Annotated in this window: 18 protein-coding genes and 1 rRNA gene; 2 read left to right on the forward strand and 17 right to left on the reverse strand. The window is 66.6% G+C overall.

Going from position 1 to position 20,064, the window contains the following annotated elements; translation table 11 throughout:
* Window positions 1–140: 140 nt before the first annotated feature.
* The 8 genes from LB310_RS09100 to LB310_RS09135 all read right to left on the reverse strand — a co-directional run bounded on the left by LB310_RS09100 (window position 141) and on the right by LB310_RS09135 (window position 8,614).
* Window positions 141–998, reverse strand: a complete 858-nt coding sequence (locus tag LB310_RS09100) for an ABC transporter ATP-binding protein (protein WP_087191663.1) — start codon at window positions 996–998, stop codon at window positions 141–143.
* A 22-nt stretch (window positions 999–1,020) separates the two neighbouring features.
* A complete protein-coding gene (locus LB310_RS09105; RefSeq protein ID WP_224767831.1) occupies window positions 1,021–1,785 on the reverse strand; it encodes a hypothetical protein in 765 nt (254 codons plus the stop codon).
* Window positions 1,786–1,796: 11 nt separating this feature from the next.
* Entirely contained in the window at window positions 1,797–2,471 is a 675-nt protein-coding gene (locus tag LB310_RS09110) for a hypothetical protein (RefSeq protein ID WP_301154948.1), read from the reverse strand.
* Window positions 2,472–2,488: 17 nt separating this feature from the next.
* Window positions 2,489–3,292 (reverse strand): hypothetical protein, encoded by an 804-nt coding sequence (locus LB310_RS09115; protein WP_087191660.1) that lies wholly within the window; start codon window positions 3,290–3,292, stop codon window positions 2,489–2,491.
* Window positions 3,289–3,873, reverse strand: a complete 585-nt coding sequence (locus tag LB310_RS09120) for an RNA polymerase sigma factor (protein ID WP_238386125.1) — start codon at window positions 3,871–3,873, stop codon at window positions 3,289–3,291. Before LB310_RS09120 ends, LB310_RS09115 begins: the two co-directional genes overlap by 4 nt.
* Window positions 3,874–4,087: 214 nt before the next feature.
* Window positions 4,088–6,703, reverse strand: coding sequence for an RNA helicase (locus tag LB310_RS09125; RefSeq protein WP_301154949.1), 2,616 nt, complete (start codon window positions 6,701–6,703; stop codon window positions 4,088–4,090).
* A 546-nt stretch (window positions 6,704–7,249) separates the two neighbouring features.
* Window positions 7,250–8,053, reverse strand: a complete 804-nt coding sequence (locus LB310_RS09130; protein WP_087191657.1) for a rhomboid family intramembrane serine protease — start codon at window positions 8,051–8,053, stop codon at window positions 7,250–7,252.
* A 171-nt stretch (window positions 8,054–8,224) separates the two neighbouring features.
* A complete protein-coding gene (locus LB310_RS09135; protein ID WP_224767832.1) occupies window positions 8,225–8,614 on the reverse strand; it encodes an MGMT family protein in 390 nt (129 codons plus the stop codon).
* 128 nt (window positions 8,615–8,742) lie between these two features.
* On the opposite strand from LB310_RS09135, the gene LB310_RS09140 reads away from it, so the two are divergent.
* A complete protein-coding gene (locus tag LB310_RS09140; protein ID WP_301154950.1) occupies window positions 8,743–8,964 on the forward strand; it encodes a hypothetical protein in 222 nt (73 codons plus the stop codon).
* Here the strand turns inward: LB310_RS09140 and LB310_RS09145 are convergent.
* Entirely contained in the window at window positions 8,961–10,127 is a 1,167-nt protein-coding gene (locus tag LB310_RS09145; RefSeq protein WP_278806121.1) for an iron-containing alcohol dehydrogenase, read from the reverse strand. The two genes, LB310_RS09140 and LB310_RS09145, sit on opposite strands and share 4 nt — an antisense overlap.
* 245 nt (window positions 10,128–10,372) lie before the next feature.
* Here LB310_RS09145 and LB310_RS09150 point away from each other — a divergent pair, with 245 nt between their 5' ends.
* Window positions 10,373–10,798, forward strand: a complete 426-nt coding sequence (locus LB310_RS09150) for a hypothetical protein (protein WP_278806120.1) — start codon at window positions 10,373–10,375, stop codon at window positions 10,796–10,798.
* Window positions 10,799–10,831: 33 nt separating this feature from the next.
* Here LB310_RS09150 and LB310_RS09155 read toward each other — a convergent pair whose 3' ends face one another.
* The 8 genes from LB310_RS09155 to rrf form a co-directional block, all read right to left on the reverse strand.
* Window positions 10,832–11,404, reverse strand: a complete 573-nt coding sequence (locus LB310_RS09155; RefSeq protein ID WP_278806119.1) for a hypothetical protein — start codon at window positions 11,402–11,404, stop codon at window positions 10,832–10,834.
* A 154-nt stretch (window positions 11,405–11,558) separates the two neighbouring features.
* Window positions 11,559–12,500 carry a DUF4013 domain-containing protein gene (locus LB310_RS09160; protein WP_301154951.1) on the reverse strand — a complete coding sequence of 314 codons (942 nt, stop codon included), beginning with the start codon at window positions 12,498–12,500 and terminating at the stop codon, window positions 11,559–11,561.
* A 240-nt stretch (window positions 12,501–12,740) separates the two neighbouring features.
* A complete protein-coding gene (rplL, locus tag LB310_RS09165) occupies window positions 12,741–13,118 on the reverse strand; it encodes a 50S ribosomal protein L7/L12 (RefSeq protein WP_015540270.1) in 378 nt (125 codons plus the stop codon).
* A gap of 90 nt (window positions 13,119–13,208) precedes the next feature.
* Window positions 13,209–13,730, reverse strand: a complete 522-nt coding sequence (gene rplJ / locus LB310_RS09170) for a 50S ribosomal protein L10 (protein ID WP_301154953.1) — start codon at window positions 13,728–13,730, stop codon at window positions 13,209–13,211.
* Between the two features lie 393 nt (window positions 13,731–14,123).
* Entirely contained in the window at window positions 14,124–16,058 is a 1,935-nt protein-coding gene (locus LB310_RS09175; RefSeq protein WP_301154955.1) for a Tat pathway signal sequence, read from the reverse strand.
* A 101-nt stretch (window positions 16,059–16,159) separates the two neighbouring features.
* On the reverse strand, window positions 16,160–18,838 hold the full coding sequence (acnA, locus tag LB310_RS09180) for an aconitate hydratase AcnA (protein WP_301154956.1): 2,679 nt from the start codon (window positions 18,836–18,838) through the stop codon (window positions 16,160–16,162).
* A 294-nt stretch (window positions 18,839–19,132) separates the two neighbouring features.
* Complete coding sequence (locus LB310_RS09185) at window positions 19,133–19,741, reverse strand: hypothetical protein (protein ID WP_096228577.1); 609 nt, start codon at window positions 19,739–19,741, stop codon at window positions 19,133–19,135.
* Between the two features lie 215 nt (window positions 19,742–19,956).
* Window positions 19,957–20,064, reverse strand: a 5S ribosomal RNA gene (gene rrf, locus LB310_RS09190); the annotation flags it as partial.

A 20,064-nucleotide genomic window follows, 5' to 3' on the forward strand; every position in this document is an offset into this window, starting at 1 on the left:
TCAGCCTTTCCCTCGTTGCGCGGCTCGCCCGCATCCCGTGTGTACTGCGCAATCATACCCCAGCCCAGGCCCGCGCAGGCGCATCGCGTGCAAAACCAACGACATCACCGGTTTTTGGAAATGAGCGCGAAACAAAGGGCTCATCGGGCGGCGAGCGCCATGTAACCGTCTTCAAGGGTGGGCTCAACGGGCGCCGATCCTGCGGGCGGCGCGTCGCTCACTATGCGGTAGCGCGTGCCCTGGGCCGTGGTCGCCGCATTCACCACGACGGCTCCCGCCGGTGGGGCCATGAGCGGCGGCGTGAGCCAGGTGCGTCCGTGCGCGCCGTCGATGAGGCCTGCGGTGGCACCGTCGTACTGCAGGCGTCCCCCGCGAAGCACGCACACGTAAGGGCAGGTCTGCGCCACGTCGTCGAGGATATGAGTGGACAGCACCACCGTGCGCTCACCGCCGAGCGTGGCCAGGAGCGTGCGGAAGCGCATGCGCTCCTCGGGGTCGAGGCCGGCCGTGGGCTCGTCCACCACGAGCAGGCGAGGGTCGCCCATGAGCGCCTGGGCAATGCCCACGCGCCGCCGCATGCCGCCCGAGAAGCCGCCGATCCGCCGCCGACGCACATCGGTCAGCCCCACGCGCTCGATGAGCTCGTCGACCTGGCGGCGCCGCGCACGCCGGTCGTCCATGCCCTTGAGGACTCCCACGTAGTCGAGGAACTCGGGGGGCGTGAGGTTGGGATAGGGCTCGATGTCCTGAGGCAAGTAGCCGAGGGCCTTCTTGAGCGCGCGGCGGTTGCGCGGCTCGGACAGGTCGTGCCCGTCAACAAACACGCGTCCGCGCGTGGGGCCCACGATGCCGCAGAGGATGCGCATGAGCGTGGTCTTGCCGGCGCCGTTGGGACCGATGAGCCCGATCATGCCGGAAGGCAGGTCGAGCGTGAGGCCGTCGAGGGCACAGGGCTTCTTCGGGAAGTCCTTGCCCAGACAGTCGAGGGAGATGAACATGGGGGTTTCCTTTCTTGGGTGCTCAGCGGCGCCGGTAGGCTCGCCTGCGGGCGATGGCGCCGGCCGCCGCGATCAGCGCGACGGCGATGGCGAGCTCGAGGGCGAGCAGCACGACGGACTCGAGGGGCGTAGCAGCCGCGACGGTTGCGGCGGATTCAGGGGAATCGAGCAGCGGCGTGCTGCCGAAGAATGCCTGCGCCACGGGATTGGCCGCGATATGGACCCGCAAGCCGCCTCCGGCAGTGGGAGTCGGCACGAACACGGTGAGGAAGAGCACCCCGATCCAGGCGACGATAGCCGCGATCCGCGCAAAGGCCCGCGGCAGGAACGAGCCGGCAAACGCCGAAAGCGACGCCGCGATGAGCGCGGACGGCAACACTATGCCGATCAGCAGGAAAGCCGCCTGGGGCATCGCCCACGCGTTGCCGTGCAGCATCTGGCCACCCGCGCAGAACAGCAGCACCCCTGCGGACGGCAGCGCCATCGCCGCAAGGGAACCCGCCACACGCGCCGCAACCAACTCGAACGAAAGCACGGGTGCGGACGCCTCGATCTCCGAGATGCCGAGTCGCTCCGCCTCGGCGGCCAGGTCGGTGAAGGCCGCCGCGTAGGCGATGGGAGGCAGCAGCGCGAGCATCTGCGCCGTCAAAGCGAGCGCGGTCGGATTGTCCGTCTCAAAAGAAAGCCCGGGGTTCACGGTGATCGTGATCGACAGCAACGCGAGCGCGAACGACACGATCCAAAGCGCCCGCTGCCGTGCGGCTAAGCGGAAATGCGTGCCCGCCAACGACAAGGACCTCATCGCGCACCTCCCAGCTTGCGCCACGCGTACTCGGACGCGCCAAGTGCGCGCCAGACGCAAGCGCAGAGCAAGCACAGCACGAGCAGCGGCAGCCCGCGCTGCAGCACGAGCTGCGGCACGTTCGGATCCCAAACGAGTGCAAAGAACAGCCAAACCGCCACGACGACGAGCGCGGCGCTGCGCGAAGAACCCGCGAGCGCCGCGGCCGCGTACGCCGCCAGCACCATAAGCGTCGCGCCGCCCACCGGCGTGATGGCTCCCGCCCACCCGATGTCGCGATACACGAGGCCCAGCGCCTCGAGCGGCACGAACATCACGAGCGCGCCGACTGCTGCCGCCGCCAACACAATGGCTCCGCGCAGCGTCTGCACCGCACGGAACTCCGCCGGCGTGGCCGCCTGCACCTCTACGAGCGGGTCGCCCGTGAACACGGCGACGGCGCAGACGCCCACCGCAAGGGGATACGCCTGTGTGAAGGCGAGCATCGCATGCGTAGCCGCCATCGCGCCCGCCGCGAGCACCCAGCATGCGCCGACGGCGGCGATGCACGCTCCAACGGCCACCGGCACGACGATGCCCACGGCCCGCACCCGCCACGTCTGCGCAGCTGCGAGCGCGCGCAGCTGCGATCCGGTCAAGCGGCCGTTGCCGCTGCCATACCCTGCATCCATGCGAAGCCTCCTCAATCTCATGCCGCCTCCATGTGAGCGACCAGCGCCCTGCGCGCCGTGACCACCGCAACCGCGAGCAGGACGCATCCCGCCGCGGCCATCGCTCCAGACCCGACGGCGCCTTGCAGCTGCGCGATCACCGAAAGTGCACCGCCGCCCGCCGCCACACGACCTACCGGTACCACGAGCGGCACGAGAACCGCGCCAACCACCGCGCCTGACCACGGCGCGTTCGACCACACCGCGACGAACGCCGAGGCGCCCGCGACAACGGCGAGGGGCACGAGCCACGAGGATACGAGCGCTCCGAGCTCAACCGGCGCGCCCCACCAAGCGAACGCCGCCGAGGCAGCGAGCCCGGCGAGCGCATCGACGCCCAGCACCACCGCCAGCCGCGCGAGCAGCACGGTCTGCGGCCCCAGCGGCATGGCCAGCGCCAGCAGGTCGGCGGCATCGGTCGAGAGCGCGGCCGTCACGGTGAGCGCCGCACCCAACAGCAAAAGCGCCGAGAGCCACCAGACAGCCCCATCCCCATCCCAGCCTGCGTCGACGAAGCACGCCACACCCACCGCCAGCGCGGCCATGACGAGCGCCATCGGCAGCACCGCCCACGGCATCGCGCGCACCTGCGCAGCCGCCAAGCTCGCCGCCAGTCGCGCGCTTTTGCGCACCGACCAAGCCGGCGCCTCGAAGATCGACGGCTCGCCCTCGATGTGCGCCGCGATGCACGCGAACGGGGGCACGTCGGACGCGCACGCCCGTTCCTGCATCCTCATCGCCTCGCGCAACGCCGCGCGCGACTCGGTTTCATCCGTGTTCATACTCGCCTCCCCAAGGTCTTCTGCAATAGGGCTCGCGCGCGGGACACGCGCGACTTCACCGTGCCCACCGGCACGTCGGTCACTTGGGCGATCTCCGCATAGGGAAGCTCGTGCAGCCAAGCGAGCCGCACCGTTTCAGCCAACGCCGGCTCGAGGGCGTCAAGCGCGGCCACGATCTCGCCGAGACCCGCTTGCGCAAGCAGCACCTCCAACGCATCGCCCGTCTCGTCGGCCAGCTGCTCCGTCCCGTCATCGAGCGCGCATTCGACGGGACGGGCGCGTCGCATACGCACGTACACCTGGCGTTTCGTGATGCCCAGCAGCCACGTGAGCACCCGGCTGTCGCCGCGAAACGCGCGGGCCGAGCGCCAGCAGCCCAGCCACGCGTCGGCGGCCGCCTCTTCGGCAAGCTGGCGATCCGGGCAGCGCGCCAAGGCGAACGCGAGCACGGCCGGCGCGTAGCATCGGTACAATTCCTCGAGCGCGCCTTCATCGCCGCGCGCCATGCGCGCAAGCGCGGCGCGTGCCCGCCCATCGTCCGCTTCGCACTCCTCCATGTCACCGCCCCTCATTCCCGTCATCGCGTTCAACCCCTTAGTAGCGCCGAAGGAGCGCGAGGTTCACAGGTTCCCGATTTTTTCGCATCCGCACCGTCCGCCTCAAAAATCGCCCTCAAATGCAGCTGGCCCGGAGCGCATGCTCCGGGCCCGTCGATTCTGTCTGCCGGAATGGCCTCGCACGGTCGCGGGCGCAGCCGTGCCGACACGGCCGCGTCTCAACCAAGCGCGTCGGAGCCTACTCCCCCAGCTCCTCCGCAAACCCCACGCGGTAGTTCTTGAACACGGCCTCGCCTTCCTCCTGGGTGGCGTCCAGATCCACGTCGGCCGCGATGGCGAAGTCGTGGTCGCCCTCCGGGTCGCTGAATATCTGGCGCACGTGCCAAACGCGCTCCGCCTTCTCGTCCGTCTCGTCGATCGCCAGGTAGGCCGCCGAGCGGGCGTCGGCGTCGATGGCAATGGCCTCGTGCGCCTCGAAGTACGCGTCGAGCGCGCGCTGCCAGCGCGGCTCGCCGCAGCCCCACTCCTGGTCGAGCTTCCCCAGCTCCGCCGTGCGGCCCTGCGCCGCCAGCCGCACGCGCTGGAAGAGCGCGTTGCGCACGAGCACGGTGAGACCTCGGCGGTCGCGCACCACGGCGTCGGCAGCCGAGGGCGGCGCGACCTCGAACATCGAGCCCGCGCTCTCCCATTCGTCCACCAGGCTCGAGTCCACCGAGCGCACCACGAAGCCGAGCCATGCGATGATGTCCTCCAGCCGCTCGTCGCGCTTGTCGGCGGGAATCGTGCGATCGAGCACGCGGTAGGCGTCGGCCAGGTAGCGCAGAAGCGTGCCCTCCGAGCGCGCGATGCCGTAACGCTGCACGTAGCCCTTGAAGTCTGCTGCACCCTCCAGCATGTCGCGCAGCACCGACTTCGGAGCCAGCGCGAAGTCGCGCGCCCACGGCACCTCGGCGCAGTAGCGCTCGAACGCCGCCTCCAGCAGGTCCTCCAGCGGCCGCGGGTACGTGACGTCGGCAAGCTTCTCCAGGCGCTCCTCGTACTCCACGCCGTCGGCCTTCATGTCGGCCATGGCCTTGTCGCGCGCCGCGCGCTCCTGGGCGCGCAGCACCTGCCGCGGGTCCTCCAGCGTGGCCTCCGCCATCGATATGACATCGAACGCATAGGTCTCGCTCTCGGGGTCCAGAAGCTCCAGCGCCGCCAGCAAAAACGGCGATAGCGGCTGGTCGAGCGCGAAGTCCTCCGGCAAGTCCACCGTGGTCACGTACTCCACGGCGCCGTCCTCGCCCTCCACCTGCTCTATCACGTCTGCGTTTGCCAGCGTGTCGAATATCTCGTCGGCGCGCACCCGCAGCGCCGCCTTCTCCTCGTCGGTCTGGGCCGAGTCGGCGATGAGCTTCCGCACGCGGGCGTACGCGTCGCCGCCCTGCACCACCTCGGACAGCACCATGGAATGCGTGATCTTCATGCGCGGCTTCAGCGTCTCGGGCACGGCGGCTATCAAGCGCTCGAAGGTCTGCTTGTTCCACGTGACGAACCCCTCGGGCGGCTGTCTCTTCTTTATCTTGCGCAGCTTCTTCGGGTCGTCGCCCGCCTTCGCCACCAGCTTCGCGTTCTCTATGTCGTGCTCGGGCGCCTCGGCAATCACCATGCCCTCGGTGTCGAAGCCCGAACGCCCGGCACGACCCACGATCTGGTGGAACTCGCGGGCGCGCAGCCGGCGCATCTTATGGCCGTCGAACTTCGTGAGCGCCGTGAGCACCACGGTGTGGATGGGCACGTTGATGCCCACGCCCAGCGTGTCCGTGCCGCAGATAACCGGCAGGAGCCCCTGCTGGGCCAGTTTCTCCACCAGCAGGCGATAGCGCGGGAGCATGCCCGCATGGTGCACGCCCACGCCGCTGGCCAGCAGGCGCTTGAGCGTCTTGCCGAACGCCGTGGTGAAGCGCGTCCCCTTGACCGCTTCCTTCACCTGCTCGCGCTGCTCCTTGGTGGCCACGCCGTAGCTGGACAGCGCCTGCGCGGTGGCGAGCGCCGCATCCTGCGAGAAATGCACCAGGTACAGCGGCGCCTCCCCCTTGCGCAGCGCCAGCTCCACCGTGCCCTCAAGAGGCATCTCCACGTACTCGTATTCCAGCGGCACCGGGCGCGGCGCGTCGGCCACCACGTCCACGTCCGTGCCCGTGCGCTCCTTGAGGGACGCCGCGATGGCATCGGTGTCGCCCAGCGTGGCGCTCATGAGCAGGAACTGGGCCTTCGGCAGCGTGAGCAGCGGCACCTGCCACGCCCAGCCGCGGTCGGCGTCGCCGTAGAAGTGGAACTCGTCCATGGCCACGCAGCCCACGTCGGCCCCCTCACCCTCGCGCAGCGCCTGGTTGGCCAGGATCTCGGCCGTGCAGCAGATGACGGGCGCCTCCGCGTTGATGTGCGCGTCGCCGGTGATCATGCCCACGTTCTCGCGCCCGAGGATGTCCACCAGGTCGAAGAACTTCTCGCTCACGAGCGCCTTGATGGGCGCCGTGTAGTACGCGCGCCGCCCGGTGGCCAGCGCCATGAAGTGCAGGCCGAGCGCCACAAGCGACTTACCCGAACCCGTGGGCGTGCCCAGTATCACGTGGTCGCCCACCATGAGGTCCATCAGGGCCTCCTCCTGATGGGGCCAGAGCTCTATACCGCGCGCCTCAACCCAGCCAAGGAACCGGTCGAGCGCCTCGTCGGCCGTGAGCCACGGCTCCGGCTCACCCTCCTCCGGCTCCCACCACGTGGGCGCCAGCCGCCCGAGCGACCCGTGCGCAAAGGCCTCGCTCTCGACGGATTCGTCACGCGCCGCCGTTCCGTCTGCCGCTTGTTCTGTCATGAGGAAGCCTCCGCAATGGTTCGATCGTCTCGTCGACTGCGTATTCTACCTGCTCTCGTCATCCATTCCCGCCCCCACGGCAAAAGAACACGTCCCCGCTCCCGAGCACGCACGCGATCACGCGTGGAGGCCGGAATCTTGCGCAAAAACGGGCGCACGAAGTCACTGTTTTAACCGCTGTGAAGTCTTTTTGCGTCATCTCGGACGGTTTCGCACGCTCCGACGTACCATCCGAGAGCATTTCGCCTGGTCGCATATTTCGCCATCGCCCGAAAGGGCTCCGGCGAGCTTCACAGCGTCCAAAACTGTGACCTGCACAGACCGTCATCGACATGATGGCATGACCCTGATCACGGGCAGCAGATCGACGAGAGCGTCCGGCGTACGCTGCCATCATTGCCCCTCGAGAGAAGCATCGGGCGCCCGACGCGCCCGCCACGAGGAAGAAGGCGGCCATGAGCTCGGGTAGAGCGAGGCACGCATGGAGCACCTGGCCACCGCCTTCGCCGCCATGCGGATTGCCTGCTCCGCGCAACAAGGGTATCGCTACCCCAGCCCCAGCGCGGCCGCAACGACCCATGCCATCGCCGCGATCCACAGCACCGCCACCACCACGCGCACGCCGTTCGGGACGCGCAGGTTCTTCGCCGGGATCATGAGCATGGCAATGAGCCCGCCCAGCGCCCCGCCCAAGTGCCCGCTCACGGATATGCCCGGCACCAGGAACGTGTACACCACGTTGATGCCGATGATGGCGAGCATGCTCTTGCTGTACTGGGCGAACACATGCCGATTGCCCTTGTGCAGCACGCCGAGCAGCGCCACGGCCACGAACAGCGCGAACACGCTCGTCGATGCGCCCGCGCTCACCGTGGGCATCCCGCCCGCCAGCACGTCGGCCATATACGACACGGCATTGCCCGTAATGCCGCCCACGAAGTAGAGCGCGAGGAAGTTGCCGCGCCCCAGCACCCGCTCCAGCACCTCGCCCACGCTGAAAAGCGCCACCATGTTGAAGCCCAGGTGCATGAGGTCCATGTGCAGGAACATGGGCGTTACGAACCGGAACAGCTCGCCCGCCTGAACGAGCGGCGCGTACATGGCGCCCATGTCCACGAGCACGCGCGTGGGGATGTCGAGCGAGACCCCCATGCGCGCCCCGGCCAGCAGCGATATGGCCGCCTCGGCCGCGAACACGATCACATTGAGCGCGATGAGCACGAGCGTCACCAGGCGGAACCGGTTGCGCTCGAAGAACCCGGGCGTGTTCGCGTTCATCATGCGCTTCAACTGCTCGTCGTCGATGACGGGCCGCGCAGGCGCGTCGGGGTCGTTCACCTTGTAAGGCACGGAAGGCTCCTTGCTGATTCGTTCTTCCGAAAGTCCGAACCAGCATACCATCACCGTCCGTGTGAAGGGAGGCCCGCGGGCCTCCCTTCACGTACTCGCCAGCACCCGGGGCGCGCCGCCGTGCGTGCCGCGCCTGCCGTGCCAGCAGCCTTCCTGTACCGGGACCCGCCGCTATCCCAGCGGCAGCGCCAGCTGCTCGGGTCCACCCGGCTCATCGCAGGGCGGCCAGCGATGCCGTGCCATATCGATGGTCTCGTCGTCCACGAACGCCACGCCCTCGTCTTCCAGCAGCTGCCGCTGCACGCGCTGGCCGCCGAACGCGTAGGTGGGCGCAAGGGTTCCCTTGGCGTTCACTATGCGGTGGCACGGCAGGTTCCACCCGCGCTGCACGCGGCTCATGGCCAGGCCCACCTCGCGCGACGCCTTGGGATACCCCGCCAGCTCGGCGATTGTCCCGTACGTGCACACCGAGCCCGCCGGCACGCGCCGCACCTGCGCGTACACGCGCTCGAAGAACTCCTCGTCCATCTCGATCATCCCCGAGCCCTTCGCCTGGCCCATCGCGCACCCCCCTCACCTTCCGTCCACCTCATCATAGCAGCGGAAAACGTCCCGCGAAACGCCCAAACTCCGGAAAGCGCGCCTGCTCGGCAATCGTGGATGCCAGCCCGATCTTATGGAATGGCCCAATGTGCCCGTTGCTCGTGCTCGGACAGGCATGGCTTATGACCAGCCTCGCGCTCGATGCCTCGGCCGCGCTCTGCACCTGGATCGTCCACCCGCCCAGCCAGGAGGTGCTGGCGAAGCCGCCGCCGCGCACCATGAGCGTGCTCGCGGCGGCGGGCTCGTCATGCCCTGCACCGTCAAGTTCGTCCAAGCGCCCAACCGGGCATCGCCGAACCGCTCTCTAGAGGCTCGCCCGCAGCACCTCCACCACCTCGTCGCGCGAGAGCGGGTGGTAGCCGCCCTCCATGGGCAGCGTGGCCTCGGCGATGCCGTCGAGCATGCCCTCGTCCACGCCGAGCTCCGACAGGCGCATTACGCAGCCGATCTCGCGCGCCCACGCCTCGAGCGCGGCAATGCCGGCCTCGGCAAGCTCCTCGTCCGTGCGCCCATCGCCCTTCACGTCCCACACCGTGCGGGCGAACCGCGCGAACTTCGGCAGGCCATACGGCGCGACCAGGCGATAGTACGCGGGCGACACCGCCGAAAGCGTCATTCCGTGCGTGGCGTCGGTGTAGGCGCCCACGGCCTGGCCGATCATGTGCACCTCCCAATCGGTGGACTTGCCCATGGCCACGAGCGTGTTGAGCGCCCAGGTGGCCGCCCACATGATGTTGCTGCGCGCCTCGTAGTCGCGCGGGTCGGCAACAGCCGCGCGCGAGCTGGCAACGAGCGAGCGCATGAGGCCCTCCATCAGGTAGTCCGACACGTTGTCGTCCTCGCCCGAGAAGTACTGTTCCATCACGTGCGACATGACGTCGAAGACGCCGGCCACCATCTGGCGCTTCGGCACCGTGAACGTGAGCTCCGGATTCAGGATGGCGAACTTGGGATACGCCTCGGGGCCGAACACGTGCCCGATCTTGAGCTTCTGCCCACGGTTGGTGATGACCGCGCCGCCGTTCATCTCGCTGCCCGTGCCCGCCATGGTGAGCACACAGCCCACGGGGACGACGTCGCATTCCACCTCCTCGAAGCGCAGGTAGTAGCGCTCCCACGGATCCTCGTCGCAGTGCACCGAAACGCTCACGGCCTTCGCGTAGTCCGCCACCGAGCCGCCGCCCACGGCCAAGATGAAGTCGACGTCGTTCTCGCGCGCCCTGTCGCGACCCTCCAGCAGCCTCTCCGCCGTGGGGTTCGGCATGACGCCGCCATCGTCCACCACAGTCTTGCCGCACTCCTTCAGCAGCGCCACCACCTGGTCGTACAGTCCCGTCTCCTTGATGGAGCCGCCACCGTAGGCCAGCTGGACCACGGGGCCGAACGCAGGCAGCTCGTCACGCAGCCGTTCGAGGGCATCGGGTCCGAAATGCAGGCGGGTGGGGTTGTCGTAGGTGAAGTTTCCGAGCATGGCTCTCTCCTTGGTCCGTGAGGTTTCTTCTTGGACCATCATGCACCTTGGAGCTCACTCTTAGTCAAGAAGCATCTTCCGGATTGTCGGAAAACCGTGGCTACACCACCTTCTGTGCCGCAGAAGAGGCAACCCGCGTAACGGATGGAAGGCGCACGGTTCACACCGCGCAGCCGCCCGCTGCACCATTTTGCACTGCGGCTATCGTATCGGGCTATGCGCAAGGCAACCGGAAAGGAGCAACTATGATCGCAAGAGACGACAACACCGCCGCACGCCCCACCGCCCTGGGGCGCGGGCTCGACACCCTTATGGGCGAACGCGACGTACAAGGGGGCACCGAAAAGAAAGGCGCCCGCGGAACCGACAACGGACGTGCGCAAGAGGCCGGTGATAGCGACCGCACGCGGGAGACCGACCAGGCAGAAGCCTCTCCGAGCGTCGGCCATTCGGACGGTGTCGGGTTCAGGCAGCAAGATGGCGAACCCAGCCCCTCGCATCAATCCTCGCACGGGAATAATTCGCAGAACGCGCGCCCGCCCGAAAGCGGCATCGCCGTCGCCAGCGGGCTCATCGCCGGAGGCGCGGCAGGAGCCGTGGCCATCGCCGCGTTCGCCCTCCTCGGCGTGAGGGCGGTGCTGTCGATGCAGCGCCGCAACCGCCTGTTCTAAGCTTGTCGGGCCGACCGGCCCGCCGCATCAGTGTCAACCGGTCAGGCCGTACTTCTGCGCCAGCTGGGCCGCCTTCACGCGGGCGCCCTTCTCGTTGAGGGCCCAGCGCTCGAACAGTACCGCGTTCCCACTCGTGAACACGTCGTAGATGCCCTCGAATGCCATCTCGGCGCACGTGAAGGCGCCCTCGATGGACGTGAAGTACGTTGCCGCGTCCTCGTTGAAGGCACCGTCCTCGAACTCCAGGACGTGCGCCTGCTTCCCGTGGCCGGCCAAGGGCACGAGCATGGTGCCGCCGGTGAGCACAACGGGTAGCCCGCGGCCGCCGAACGGCACGCGCATCGCCGTGCGCACCGGCTCGAACCGTCCGACCCACTGCTTGCCGTCCAGCTTCGCCCAAGCGGCCCAAGCGCGCGTGAAGCGCAGGTCGTCGTCACGGTACAGCGCCTCGAAGAACTCGCGATACGTCGACGCACCGTCCAAGTGCCCCAAAAACTCGGATCGCACCCCGCCCCCAAGAGAAACGAGCGAGAGCACGCGGGCGCACCCCCGGCGCTGCCGCTCGCCTAAACCGTCGATCTGCTCTTTCAGCTCTTCGTACTTCACAGCCCGCCCCTTTCCCCTGAATGAACGCAGCGCATTCCCGAACAACGCGCATCTCGCGCACCAGTATAGTCCAGAACGCCTGCGCGACGGCCCCGTATAAAGAAAAGCCCCCCCTTTCGACCGGCAAGTCAAAGGGGGCCCGGAACGCCTATCCTCAGCGCATCGGCGGCTGCTGGTACGGCGGTTGGCCGCTCCCGCCGGAACCGCCGGGAGCGCCTGCCAGCTCGAACGGCATCGGATCATCCTGCCCGCGCCACGCCGGCACGTTGAACTGCTGCGTCCAGTAGCCCAGCGCCCGCGTGATCATCGCCATGAAGAACACGGCCACTACCATAGACGCGAATCCCGCAAGCAGCGAGAGCACTATCGCCACGCCGCCAATCCCGAATACCATGCCGACGATAGCCGCATCGACCCGACTGGAATTGATGTTCAGGTTGCCGCCCGTGACCGCGAACCCTATAGCCATGCACAAGAATACCACCACCACGATGAGGATGGTCACCACCACGGTTGCCGCAATGGCCATCAGCACAGCCATGCCCAGAATGCGCAGCATTCCGGCGAAGTCGTGCCGCAGCATGGTCCAGATCTTACCGAACTGGAATCCGGCCGACAATCGACCGTAGATGCTCATGCGCATGGAGCCCACCCAAGTGAAGAATGTCGTGAGCAGGTACGCTACCATAGACAGGACGAAGAACACCAGGCCGACAAGGCCCGAGGCAAGGCCCAGAGGAAACGACAGGAACTCGGAATGATAGCCCCAGCCCGACCATATCCCGAAGGAGCCTCCGGTCAGGATAGATCCCACCAATTCCACCGCCCAGGGAATGAGCGAGCACACGAAGCCTATGACGAGCACGAAGAACCCGCGACTGTACAGCCGCCCATCCTCGTTGCCGAACACATGGGCGGGCATCGGCGCATGGACGCCCCATGCGATATCGCGTGCCCATCCGTACAGGTAACCAGCTACCACGATCCACCCGAAGATGGGAACCAGGCTCACCAAGCCCAGCACAAGCAGCTTGCCGAACCAACCGGGCGAGTTCTTTACGTCATGCCAAGCAGCATTGAAATAACCGGCCTGCATAGCTCCCCTCCTATCCTCTTCAGCTGCGCTAACGCACAGTCTGTCAGTTAGCGCGTTCTACTATAAACGCGCGCGGGCCAAGCGCACGCGAACCGTTGCCATTCCGTCAGTAAGACGAAACATCCTCTATGCGAAGGCTCCCCGCTTCCCCAGCGCAATTCTCTCCGGACACCAAGAGACCCCCAGTATCTGGGGGTCTCTTCAAGCAGTCTCGATGGCCGTCAGGCCGTCGGAACCAATTTACTTGAGGGTGACGGCCGCGCCGGCTTCCTCGAGCTTGGCCTTGATCTCCTCGGCCTTGTCCTTGGCAACGCCCTCCTGGATCGGCTTCGGAGCGCCCTCGACCAGCTCCTTGGCCTCCTTCAGGCCCAGGCTCGTGATCTCGCGGACAACCTTGATGACGGCGATCTTGTTGTCGCCGAAGCCCTCGAGCACGACGTCGAAGTCGGTCTTCTCCTCGGCAGCAGCGCCACCCTCGGCAGGAGCGGCAGCAGCCACGGCCACGGGGGCGGCGGCGGAAACGCCAAACGTCTCCTCGATGTCCTTCACCAGTTCAGAAGCCTCGAGCAGGGACATCTCCTTGAGGGCCTCGATGATCTCTTCACGCGTAACAGCCATGTTCGTTTCCTTTCGAAGCGGCCGGGTCCTTCCCGACCGATGTGTTTTGCCTATCGTCAGGCAGCGCTCGCCGCGCCGCCTATGCTGCGGTTAAGCAGCTTCTTTCTGGTCGGCCACGGCCTTCGTGACCTGCGCCAGACCACGCGGCACGCCGTTGAGTGCCACGGCAAGGCCGCGGGCAACACCGGAGATAGCGCCGGCGATCTGAGCCAGGAGCTCTTCGCGGGACGGGAGAGAAGCGATAGCCTCCACCTGTGCGGCGGAAACCTGCTCGCCTTCCATCAAGCCACCCTTGATCTCCAGGTTCTGGTTCGTCTTCGCGAACGTCTTCACGGCCTTTGCGGCAGCAGCCACATCGTCACCGGCGAACACGAACGCGCTCGGACCTTCCAGGATATCGTCGAGCGTGGGCAGGCCGGCCTCGTCCAGGGCAATGTGCATCAAGGTGTTCTTGTACACCTTCATGCTGGCACCGGATTCGCGGATGGCCACGCGCAACGCCTGGATGTCCTTCACCGTCAGGCCGCAGTAGTCCACGACCCACACAGCGGAAACGCCGTCGAGATCCTCCTTGATCTTGGAAAGCGTCTCTTGGTTCTTCACGTTGGGCATGTAGTACACCTCCTTTTCCTCGAACTCGGGTTCCGCTCCCTCGTCTGGGATCGTCGCCTAAGAAAAAGGAACGACCCCCGCCGTCTCATGACAGCAGGGGTCGTCTAAGCGCGAAACTTATACAACCACCTCGGCGGGCCGCATCCCTGCGATTAAACCTCTCGGTACCAGCTGTCTTGGGCAGCGGAACTAGCTATACGTCGTGCTCCCGAAGAAGCAACCGTTATATTTTGCCATCATTCCGCCATTTGTCAACCCAAAACACGGAAAAGCCCGCCCTCTGGCGCGCTCCCCGGGCTCCGCGCTCCCCGGCCATCGATCACCTTCCCGCCCGAAAACCATGGGAACCCCCGATCACGGAGGTTCCCAAGCAAGCTCTCTGGCGTCGAAACTCTATGCCGCGTCGCCCTTCGCGTCGGCGGTGGCATCGGCCTCCTTCTCCGCCTCCTTCGCAGCATCGGCCCCGTTACCGGTCTTCGCGCCGTCGGCGCCGACAATCTCCTCCACAGGGTTCGTCGGCTCCGCCTCCACGTAGGTGAACGTGATGGCGTCCCCTTCCTTGTACCCCACGATCTCTATCAGCCCGGGAAGCGCGAAGTCGTAGATGGCGCTGCCGTCGTCCAGCTTCACGTAGAAGTGCGAGTTGCCCTCCACCACCGCCTGGGCGATGTGCGCGATCGTGCCCTGCTTCTCGACCGCGCCCGTGTCCACGCCGGACTCGGCCAGCACGCCGTTCGTGGCGAGCAGGGCCTGGTAGGCCTTCTGGCACTCGGCCACCGTGTTGCCTACGGCCACGTTCTGGTAGCGCTGGATGTCCAGCATGGCGAACTGCTTGACGAGTCCCGCGTTGTCCTTCAGCGCCATGAAGTACGTCGGCTGGCCCGACACGTTGATGAGCAGCGGGAACGTGGCCTGGTAACGCAGGTTCTGCACCTGGCCCTCGGCCGACTGCATGGCCGATTCCTCGGTGGCGCCGGCCACCGGGTAGAAGTGCGACTCGGCCGTGCGCTGGTTGATCAGCACGAAGCCCACGATGGAGTTGTCGGCCGTGGCCGAGGTCACGCCTGTGTACACCCATACGTCATCGTCCTTGGCAATGTAGTTGTAGCCCGGGTTGCCATCGGTGCCCGGCGTGGTCTGCACCACGTTCTTCTGCCCGAACACGGAGTTCAGCCAGCCGTCCTTGTACTTGCCGGACCAGTTGTACTGCTCCAGCAGCAGATCGGTCGGGTAGGCGTGGTCGACCCACTGCGGCACGTCCTCGATGGCCAGGTCCTGCGTCTCGCCCGTCGTGGCGTCCACCATGACCACGCGCTCGATGGTCGTGCCGCCGAACAGGCCGATGGTGCGCGACTGCACCGGGCAGATCCACCAAGGATGCCCCTCGTCGTCGATCTCGAACGACTTCTGGTCGAACATGTAGAATGGGTAGCTCAGCTGCACGTGGCGGTCGATGTTGCGCACGAGCGGCTCGGACTCGGAGTAATGGATGGGATTGTCCTCAAGGCGCACGATCTCCGCATCCTGCGTCGTCATGTTCACCAACGCGTAGGCGGGGATGCCGGCCTCGCGGTTCGTGAACCACTTGAACAGGTCCGCGTACCCCAGCGGACTCACGCGTACCGGCGAGCTCTGGTAGTTGATCTGGCTGTACAGCGGCGATATCTCGAACTGGCTCACGTACTCGGGGATGGAGCCCATCTCGCGGTTGCCCAGCAGCACGGCCGAGTCGCGGTCGATAACGGGAATTTCCGAATAGTTCACCTCCTTGATATCCTGCGCGAAGTTGTCCTCCGTCGTCTGCAGCACCGTGGCGTACTTCTCGGCGTTGCCGGGGAAGATGGAGAGCGACATCACGGCACCAAGCACGCCCAGCACGGCCACGGCCACCGGCACGTAGCTCGCGAACTTGAACGCCTTCGCCTTGCCCGGGTTCGCCTCGACCTTCGCGGTGCCCTCCTTGTAGCTGTGCGAGCGGCTCCAGAACACCAGGAACAGCGGCAGCAGGATGAACACGGCCACGAACATCCAGGTGTCCGTCGAATGGATGTTGATGGGCGGGTGGAACCACCAGTAGGCGGCCAGGCCTACCAGCACGATAACGATGGCGGCGATGATAAGGGCCTTCTTGCCCCACGCAGCCATACGGTCCGCGAACGGGACCTCAACGTGAACGTGCGGCGGCTGCGAGCCTCCGCCGCCTCCCCTGCCGGCGCGACCCGCACCGTCCGAAGGGGCCTCCGCGTCGGCGTCGAAGCGCCCGTCCACGTTGACCCCCGATTGCCTGAGCGCTTCAAGCAGCGCATCGATTCCGGATGTCTGTTTCACGGCATCCCTTTCCGTATCCCTCGATTGCTAGAATTAACACTCCATTATACGGCAAAGCGCCCGCTTGCTCATCGCAACCGGGCGCCACCGTTACCTCGTCTTTACAATAGGCTTCGCAGCACGTAGGGCAGGATGCCGCCGTTCTCGTAGTAGCGTCCCTCCGTGGGCGTGTCCACGCGCACGGTTGCCTTGAACGTCGCCGTCGAGCCGTCCGCCCGCTCGGCCGTCACCTCCACCTCGCGCGGCACGGGCAGCCCCGCCGAAAAGTCGATCGGCGCCACCATGTAGCACTCGGAGCCGTCGAGCCCCAGGCTCTCGGCGCTCTCGCCTTCCGGGAACTGCAACGGCAGGATGCCCATGCCGATGAGGTTCGACCGGTGGATGCGCTCGAAGCTCTCGGCGAACGCCGCGCGGATACCCAGAAGCGCCGGGCCCTTCGCCGCCCAGTCGCGCGACGACCCGCTGCCGTACATCTTGCCAGCCACCACCACGAGCGGCACGCCCGCAGCCTCGTAGTCCATGGCCGCATCGAACAGCGGCCGCACCTCGTCTGCCAGGAAGTCGCGCGTCCAGCCACCCTTCTTTCCCTCGGCCAGCTTGTTCTGCAGCTTCACGTTAGCGAACGTGCCGCGCATCATCACCTCGTGGTTGCCGCGCCGGGCACCATACGTGTTGAAGTCTGCCGGAACCACCCCATGCTCCTCAAGATAGTGCGCTGCCGGCGAGTCCGCCGCGATCGAGCCTGCCGGCGAGATATGATCGGTGGTGATGAAGTCGCCGAGCCGTGCGAGCGCCCGGGCGCCCACGATGGGCTCGGGTGCCGATGGCTCGCGCCGCATGCCATCGAAGTAAGGGGCGCGGCGCACATAGGTAGACGCGTCCTCCCAAGCAAAGGTGTCGCTCGGCTCGCTGCCGAGCGCCTGCCAAGCCGCGTCACCGTCGTACAGCCCGCGCGCGCCGTCCTCGTACAGAGCACGGTTCACGCAATCCGCCACCAACGCGTCGATCTCCTCGTCGCTCGGCCAGATGTCGGCCAGTCGCACCGGCGTGCCGTCCTCACGGCACCCCAGCGCGTCATGCTCCAGATCCACGTCCATCGTGCCCGCCAGCGCATAGGCAACGACCATGGCCGGAGCGGCCAGGTAGTTCTGCGACACGTCGGGCGAGATGCGCCCCTCGAAGTTGCGGTTGCCGGAAAGCACGCTCGCCAGCTCGATGTCGTCGGCCACGTCGTGCAGCGCCGGCAAGATAGGCCCCGAGTTGCCGATGCAGCTCATGCATCCGAATCCACAGGTGTAGAAGCCCAGCGCCCGCAGGCCCTCCATGAGCCCAGCGCGCTCGAGGAGAAGCTCGGTGGCCTTGCTGCCCGGGGCGAGGACCGTCTTCACCCACGGCTTGGGCGCAAGCCCCGCCTCGGCGGCCTTCTTGGCCACCAGGCCGCACGCCAGCATCATGCGCGGATCGGTGGCCGTCGTGCAGCTGGTCACGGCCGCTATGGCAAGCGCCCCATGCGTGAGCGCGTGGACCTCGCCCGCCAGCTCCAGCTCCACGGTCTTGCCGCGGTCGAGCTCGCGCTCATCGCACACGGCACGGAAACGCTCCTGCACGCCTTCCAGTGGAATGCGATCGTGCGGCCTCGAAGGACCGGCGAGCGAGCGGCCGACAGAGCTCAGATCCAGCTCGATCACCTCGGCGTACCTACGTGCCGGGGCGTCCGGCACGTTCCAGAATCCCTGCGCCTTCGCATACGCCTCCACTAGCGCCACCTGCTCCTCGGTACGGCCGGTCAGGCGCAGGTAAGCCAGTGTTGCATCGTCCACGGGGAACAGCGTGCAGGTGCTGCCGTACTCCGGCGTCATGTTCGAGATGCACGTGCGCTGCGTGGCGTTCAGGCTGACAAGACCCGGCCCGAAGCACTCCACGAACGAGCCCACAACACCCTTCTCGCGCAGCATCTGGGCGAACGTCAGCGCCACATCCATGGCCGCCACGCCCTCGGCGAGCTCTCCCGTCAGGCGCACGCCCACCACGCGCGGCACGAGCGTCGTGATGGGCTGGCCGAGCGCCGCAGCCTCGGCCTCGATGCCGCCCACGCCCCAACCGAGCACGCCGATGCCGTTCGCCGTGGGCGTATGGCTGTCGGTTCCCACGAGCGTGTCGAAGTACGCCACCGGGCGCTCGCCGTCCGCGCGCGCCACCCCCGCGTCATCCGACGTCATGACTACGTGCGCGAACTGCTCGATGTTCAGCTGATGGCAGATGCCCGCCCCCGGTGGAACGATGCGCACGTTGTCGAAGCTCTGCTGCGACCATTTCAGGAAGTCGTAGCGTTCCTTGTTGCGCGCGAACTCCAGCTCCATGTTCTGCTCCAGCGCGCCCGCACAGCCGGCCGCGTCCGCGATGACCGAGTGGTCGATCACCAAATCGCAGGGGATCTGCGGGTTGATCTTCGCCGGATCGCCCCCCAGCTCGGCGCACGCCTCGCGCATGACCGCGAAGTCCACGAACACCGGCACGCCCGTGAAGTCCTGGAACAGCACGCGCGCCGGCGAGAACTCCACCTCGCTTCCCACCTCGCCCGCATTGCCTGCCGCCACGATACGCCCGGCCAGCTCCTCGGCTTCCTCCGGGCTCTCGGCGTTGCGCAGGGCGTTCTCCAGCAGCACCGTCAGAGCATAGGGAAGCGTCTCCGAGCCAGGAATGCCCGCCACCGGATAGTAGGTGTAGATTGTACCGCCCGCTTCGAGCGTGTCGGCAAAACGGCTGGTCTCGTCAGTCATGCATGACTCCAATCCGCCGCCCCAAGGCGGCCCTCGCGCGCGAGGGCCGGCTCCCGCCCGTCCCGTCGCGCCTCCCTCTCTTACTCGCCCGCCAAAGACGGCGTCATATGCCTTCTGCGCCATGAGCTTATCACACTGCGCATGGCACCGATAATCTCCGCGCCACTGCCAGCCCTTGGATGGGTGGCGCAGTACACCGCGCCCTGCTTTCCTGATGTCACCCCTTACATGGGGAACGGAGAAGACGCGGAAAGCGGCGGTTGAGAACCGCTAGAAGATAAGGAAAGATAAAGGCTAGCCAGCCTGCACGTTCTCGACGATCTGCTGAGCACGGCGCTTGAGAGCCCCTTTGCCGTTCTCCGCGTCGAACTTCATACGATCCCGCAACTCTTCCTTCACCTGCAAAGCAAGCTTGCCGGCCGAGAAGTCAACCACCGCCACGAGCATGTCTTGGAACTCCAGGTCGCCATGCCAGCATTGTATGGCCTCGTCGACAAGCGGCCAGACTTTCTCGGAACGGTTCTCCGTCGTGGCGCCCAGCTTGCATAGGAAGCGCATCGCGGCAAGGCGCACCGGGCCGCTCTCCTCGTCGAACAACGCAGCCTCGGCACCCGGCACGGCCTTGTCGCACGTGCGCGAGTCGCAATCCACCAATGCGGTAAGGATATCAAGGCATTCCCAGCGCGTTTGCGCTTCGGGACGGTTAAGCGCATCGACGAACGCCGATCCATGGGGAACGAGCATTTCGGGCGCCTCTTTGGCGACGATGGCAAGAGCCGATGCGGCGTTCTGACGGGCGCGTCGCGATCCTCCCGACAGAGCCTCCGTCAATTCGCCGAGCTTGGCCTCGTCGCGTATCGCGGATGCGGCCACCTTCGCTGCCTCTTGCGCCTTGTCGCTCACCAGACGTTCCTCCATCCTCGTTATCAAAAGCACGCAAACACCATGCCTAGCATTTCATTATACCCTCGCCCCGGCGAACCCCGCCTCCCCCGCGCAGAATAAACACGACCCGGAACGCGAACAAGCCCCCGCCCCCTAGAGGACCCCCCCCCAACGCGCGCAGGCCCCCGGGCCGTCATCCGGTCCGGGGGCCTGCAGAAAGAAAGCATCCTCCGCGAGCGCGACGCCCTATCCTCCCACGGACTGACTCCGCAGTACTTTCGGCGATGGCGGGCTTAACTTCCGAGTTCGGAATGGGATCGGGTGATCCCCGCCTCCATGGT

The sequence above is a fragment of the Gordonibacter sp. RACS_AR49 genome (genome assembly GCF_030418435.1).
In the GTDB taxonomy this organism is placed as follows: Bacteria; Actinomycetota; Coriobacteriia; order Coriobacteriales; family Eggerthellaceae; genus Gordonibacter; species Gordonibacter urolithinfaciens.